This window comes from Paenisporosarcina sp. P4_E4_2 (genome assembly GCF_056401595.1).
Genome location: NZ_JBFUJC010000164.1, coordinates 1 through 6,785 on the forward strand (window position 1 = coordinate 1; position 6,785 = coordinate 6,785).

3 protein-coding genes are annotated in these 6,785 nt (G+C 40.5%); all 3 read left to right on the plus strand.

Annotated elements, in window-relative coordinates:
* A partial coding sequence (locus AC1DSB_RS11980; protein WP_477586787.1) for a hypothetical protein occupies positions 1-1,033 on the plus strand: 1,033 nt, incomplete at its 5' end.
* A gap of 245 nt (positions 1,034-1,278) precedes the next feature.
* The gene (locus AC1DSB_RS11985; RefSeq protein WP_477532550.1) at positions 1,279-2,523 is read left to right on the plus strand and encodes a helix-turn-helix domain-containing protein; all 1,245 of its coding nucleotides are present in this window, start codon (positions 1,279-1,281) and stop codon (positions 2,521-2,523) included.
* A 594-nt stretch (positions 2,524-3,117) separates the two neighbouring features.
* On the plus strand, positions 3,118-6,785 hold a 3,668-nt coding region (locus AC1DSB_RS11990), incomplete at its 3' end, for a S8 family peptidase (protein WP_477586788.1).

Sequence of the window (6,785 nt, forward strand, 5' to 3'; positions counted from 1 at the left end):
CAGTCCGTACGTGTACAATTATGCGTCGATGATTAATGGTGAAATTCCGGATAACCCTGTCGACGCGGTGACAGAAGAAAACTCTGCCGTAGTGAAGGCCCACTACCGCAGGCCAAATGGCTGGTTGAAGTCTGGCGACTGGGCCGTGGCATTACGTAAGGACGAAGGTGGCTTCTTTGCATTCCTTGATAAATTCGAGGAAAAAACACCGGACCGGGAAGAGTGGTACTCCACAGGCAACAAGACGGATATGAAGATTATGAGATGGTGGCATCTGTACTATCCGGACGTTACTGATATTTCACGTAACATGAAGGACACATTTCGCATCTACTCGCCAGGCGACAAGAAAGAAGAGACTTGGATGGGCGCGGCGAACGCTCCAACTGGACCGGAGAATACCTGGGCGTATCGCGAGGGAGACATCTTAAACCTTAACATAACTAATGATAACGGTGATAGCACGCCGGGGCACTGGGGCTGGTTTGCAAATGGGAAAGACTTGTCCACTTGGGGGTTGTATCAAGACGGGAAACTTCTCGCTAAGGGACCGGACGCTACTTTCCAAAGAAAGTACCCTGTCAGCACTGAACCGGCAACTTATAAGATCACAGCGGACACATCGCACCCAGAATGGTTCGGGTTCTCTCTGGCTACAACGACCAGCACAGCTTGGACATTCAAGTCCCAGCGACCAACAGATGGGCAAGAAAACCTTGCGCTACTGTGGCCGAGGTATAACATTGGCCTAGATAATGAGAACCAGGCAAAGGGTGGCATTACCGACCACTTTGACCTGTCATTCGTCACTCAATCAGGTGCTACTCCAGACATTCAAGGGGTAGAGGTCGAAGTATCTACGGACGACGGCAACACATGGAGCAAAACAAAAGTGGATAACCGAAAAGATGGGCACTACAAAGTGTGGGTGAAAAACCCAGCATCAGGTTACGTTTCGCTTCGCATCAAGGCATGGGACGCAAACGGTAGCCAGATCGAACAGACTATAATTAAGACCTATGCTGTGCGTTAACACTATCGGTAGATACATCTTTTTTTATTTAAATGAATAGCAATAAACAGGTGAAACCTCGTATTTTGATCAAACTTTGTTCAAAATACGAGGTTTGTTTTTTACATTTTAAAAACATTTTAATATTTCTTGTGATAAAAAAATCAATTCAGCAAAGCAGTTCGTAAAAGTCCTCCCTTCTTCCATAGACTAAAGAGATATACTTCCCTATAATAAATAGAAAATCGTTTACCTGGGGGTGTATTATGATTGAAGGAAAATTAATAAAATTCTATCGCGAAGAGTCAGGGCTAACTCAAGGCCAACTTGCTCAAGGAATTTGTTCCGTCACACATCTTAGCAAAATAGAGCGCGGGATTACGGAGTATTCTCATGAAATTACGGATTTACTTGCAAAAAAACTTGGGATAACAATGAATATTGAACGCTCTCGCTATTTTTTCCTAAAAGAAAAACTGTTCAAATGGAATAACGCATTGATTATGATAGACTCAAAAGCAATCTATCAACTTAAAGAAGAAATAGAAAACGAATCTTTAAGATTTCTAGCTGACTTTAAAAATCAATACTATCTAATATTGGCAAGGTATTATTTATTTGTAAATGAAAAGCCTAAAACAAAAAAAATCATAGAAACGATGAGGAATCAGTACAATGAACTTGATTCTGATGAACAAAATTTCTTAAACCACATAGACGGAATCTACATGTTTCTGACAGGTAATTTCAAGTCTTGCATTGAAACATTAAAGAAAATTGATAACAATTATTCAAACTTAGAATACTATTATCATTTGGCAATAGCATACCATTCAATTCAATCAACTATCTTTTCCTATTTTTATGGACAAAAGGCTTTACAATTTTTCAAAAGCACATTAAATATCTTAAGAATTATTGATACAGAAACCCTACTTTTAGTCCAGCTTAATTCCAAGGAACCTTATGATATGGATGAAACCAAACAACAATACGAAAAGTTGCTGAAAGTCTGTGAATCAGTCAACTGTATTGATAGAGCGTCTAAAGTCTATCACAATATAGCATTTGAATATTTTAGAAGAAAACGATACTCCGAGGCTAAACAGTCGTATGAAAAAGCATTGGAACTAATAACTGAAAAGACACCTCATTATCTAACATCCCTTAATGGGTATATTTCTACCTGCTATGAAGGGAGGCTCCTTCCCGAAGAAGAGCTTATCGAACTTTCGAAAAAAGGATTAAAATTAACAAAGCAAAATCAAGATCCTAGACAAATGGATTTTGAAATCCAACTTCATACTATCTATCAAAATGAAAAGGAGCTATATGAGTATATTGAGAAAACAGCCATTCCTATTCTCATCGCCAACGGAAATCTGATTGTAAAACTACATTATGAAAAAAAACTGTTTTTGTATTATGTTAAATCGAACCAGAAAGAAAAAGCCTTTCAACTAGCATCCGATAAAATGACAAGTGAAAAAAGTTATTATCATTTTGAATGAAGATATTTATGATAATGAACTACTGACAGAAAGTTGGATACCTGATCCATACATAGAATAGTTAAACACCACGTTTTGCTGATTCACAGTCCGTTAAAACAAAAGCCGATTATTCCTAAGCTAAGGAGTAATCGGCTTTTTATCTAGAAATCTACTTAACGTATGTTTCATCATTTTGTTGGTAGGCCACTTTGACCGATGATTTTAATGGTTTAGGAAAATAAATAGTCAAAAGACCCTGTAAAAAAACCCCTTTTATAGTAACTCGGATATAGACGTCAACTTTTTTAAAAAAATAAAAGCTGTTTTTTATAAAATAATTAGTCCTAAAACCCTCTTAAATAACCCCCATCGACTCCTTAAAACAAGAGGTATAGAATTCTATTAAATTCAGTGCCTATTAAATATCAACTGATCCTTCAGCTAGAACAACATACTCCTGTTCAGAATCTTTAATTGGCCAAAGGAGGTTTTTTCTTTCCACATACTAGCAAACTATTAACTCCCGTATTTGTATTAACAGTGAGTTCCCTACATCAAGACAGATCTTACTAGATGCATTTGTTTTATAAATTGCTTTTTTAGGAGGAAAATATGTTGAAAAAAAAGAACATGAAGACAGTTATAGCAACCTCTTTATCTACGGTTATGCTTGCCTCAACCTTTTATAACGTTAAAGCAATTGATAAAACATCGCTTGAAAAGACACTTGAAACCACTTCTATTGTAAACAGTATCAATAGCGCAGATGAAAAAAAGATCACGCTTATTACAGGTGATGTCGTGACCATTAAAAAGATTGAAGGCGGTAAAAGCGTAATTAACGTGGAACCTGTTGATCGAAATGGTGCAGGTGCTCAGATTCTAAATATTGGTGAAGATACCTATGTTATTCCAGGGTCAGCTATGCCTTACCTCGCTGCTGATAAGTTAGATAAGGATTTGTTTAATGTAACGGAATTGATCGAAAATGGCTATGATGACAAAACGCTTTCGTCTCTACCCGTTATCGTAGAATATACAGAAAAAAAAGGCAAAGCCGTTCAAGTAAATGCTGAACCAAAAGGAGCTAAAATAGCTCGCGTGTTAGAGAGTATTAACGCTGTTGCCCTCTCTGCTACCAAAAAAGAAGCGGATACGTTCTGGGAAGATATCACACCTGAGGGTAAATCAAACACGGCTTTATTTGAGCAGGGCATTGAAAAAATCTGGCTGGATGGCAAAGTGGAAGCCACTTTAGACAACAGCGTACCTCAGATCGGTGCCCCAACGGCTTGGGAATCTGGTTTTACAGGTAAAGGTGTTAAGGTGGCGGTACTCGATTCAGGTATCGATCCTAATCATCCTGATTTGGCAAGTCAGATAGACGAGGCGAAAAGCTTTGTACCTGGTGAAACGGTGGATGATGCTCATGGACACGGCACACACGTTGCTTCAACGGTACTGGGAACAGGTGCAGCATCTGGAGGGAAGAACAAAGGGGTTGCTCCTGAAGCTCGGTTGCTCGTTGGTAAAGTATTAAACGACTCAGGAAGTGGTTTGGATTCTTGGATTATTGACGGTATGGAATGGGCTTCAGACAACGCCAAGATTGTAAGCATGAGTTTGGGAAGCAGTGAGCCAAGTGACGGAACAGATCCTATGGCTCAAGCGGTAAACAGGCTAAGCAAAGACAAAGGGACACTCTTTGTCATTGCTGCCGGAAACTCAGGTTATGAAGGGGCCATCGGTTCACCAGGAGCTGCAGATGCTGCATTAACAATCGGTGCCGTTGATAAGTCAGACAATATTGCTTATTTCACTTCCAAAGGGCCTCGTTATGGAGACATGGGATTGAAACCTGACCTGTCTGCACCGGGTGTTGACATCGTTGCAGCTCGATCTGGTCTTTCATCAGGAAGCGGATCTTACAGAAGCATGAGTGGTACATCCATGGCAACTCCACATGTGGCGGGTGCTGCTGCAATCCTTCTGCAGAAGAACCCTGAGTGGAATGGAACTCAACTAAAAGAAGCGTTGATGAGTACTTCAAAAAAACTAGATTACTCGCCTTATCATATCGGATCGGGTCGATTGGATGTACCAGCAGCTGCATTCAGCACAGTGAGGGCAACTGGTTCCCTATCATTTGGATTTTTCAAATGGCCACATGATAATGCTCAGCCTGTACAGAAAACGGTCACGTATACAAACGACAGTGACTCCGCTTTAACCTTAAACCTTCAAGCAGATTTTAAGAATACAAAAGATGATGCCGCACCAAATGGTATGTTAACCGTGTCTGAGAGTGAAATTACTATTCCGGCAAAAGGTACGAAAGACGTAACGGTAACGTTGAATCCGACACTTGGTGAATTAGGCTCCCGTTATGAAGGACACCTGACAGCAACAGATGCCGATGGCAAACAAATGGCTCATACTTCAATGGGTATGGTAAAGGAAGAGGAAAAGTATCCGTTAACGTTTAACGCTACAGACCGTAACGGGAACCCTACCCTTACGTATGTTGGACTCGTTAACAAAAACATGGATCCTGAATTTGTTGCTGTAAACGGAACAACAGAAGTTCGTTTACCCACTGGAACCTATTCAGCTATGTCTATGATGGAAGTAGATACCGAAACAGATCACCAAGGTGTGGCATTGGTTGGTACACCAGAGATTAAATTAGACGGTCCTCAAACAGTAGAACTTGATGCTCGAAAAGCAAAAGAAATTTCAGTTGAAGTGCCAAAGAATACAGAACCAAGCTATCAGCGCATGGAATACTACCGTTCCCTTGATGGCAAAACAATGAATCACATTTATTTAATGCCTGTGTGGATCGATAAAATGTATGCTGTCCCAACAAAGGAAGTTAAGACAGGAGACTTCGAATTTTTGACTCGCTGGCGTTTAATAAAACCTTACCTTGAGATCAATTTTAAAGGAAAAGTGTTGGATGATATTCCGTTGGCTGGAAGTACACGTCTTGATGGGAAATATAACTTATCAACCGTTTATKCAGGAAAAGGAACAGCAGTTGACTATGAGCGTCTGAAAGCAAAAGGCAAAGCGGTTGTCGTCGATCGCAACACGGAAGTTACCCCTTCTGAGCAGGCCGTTGCGGCACATGCAGCGGGTGCAAAGCTGTTGATCATCGTAAACAATGAAGATAAGGAATTCAGTGTGTTTGCAGGAAATCCAGATTATACAGATATTCCTCTTGCCGTTGCTGGAATCAGTAAAAGTGAAGGCGATAAAGTGATTACAGCAGMACGTTCCGGTGACTTGAAATTGTTTGTTGAAGGTGAAGTAAATACACCTTATGTCTATGATCTAATGGATGTGCATCAAGACCAGATTCCAAAGAATTTAAAATATGCACCATCTAACAATGAATTAGTCAAGATTGATACGCGTTACAAATCAGACCGTGAAGCACCTGGCGGAGAGTTCCGTTATGATCTGCGTCCATACACAAGAGGAGCTGTTGGGTTTTTATACAAATTACAATTGCCATCTGTTCGAACAGAGTGGGTTTCAGCAGTGAAAGATACACTCTGGTATCACCATACAGAAGTATTAGACAGTCCTTGGGAAGTTCGCCAGCCTGCTGTTACGTATGAAAAAGGTCAAAAGCTTCAAGAAGACTGGTTCTCACCAGTAGCTCGTCCTCGTTTGGGAGTTGGTTATTGGGCACCTAACCGCCAAGGGAACTATTTGCAATTTAATATTCCTGCTTGGGCAGATTCAGGGAATGGCTCTACAGGCGGTATCGGTTATGATGATTCCGTGAAAAATCAAACTCTTAAATTGTTCCAAGGAGATACCCTTCTTAGCGAAAGAAAAGGACAGGCTTTATATTTATTTAATCCAGTCCCAGAAGAAAAAACACAATACCGGTTAGTAAGTGATGCAAAGCGTGATCCGAATCGCTGGACAACATCTTTAAGTACTCATACGGAATGGACATTCTGGTCTGGAAAAAGTGAGGATTTCCAAACTTCGCTTCCGTTCTATTCTCTTGACTACAAAGTTGCAACAGATATGAACGGCAATGCATTAGCTGGACCATCCACTGCACTCGAGCTTTCTGTTGCAAAACTTGATGATGTAGCGGGTTACGGTAAATTAGAGGGAGCTACATTAGAGGTTTCCTTTAATGAAGGAGAGTCATGGAAAAAAGTAAAACTTGAGCGTACAGCGGATGATCGTTGGACAGCTAAGATTAACAATCCTAAGACAAGCAAATATGTTTCCCTCCGTGCAACCGCTTGGGA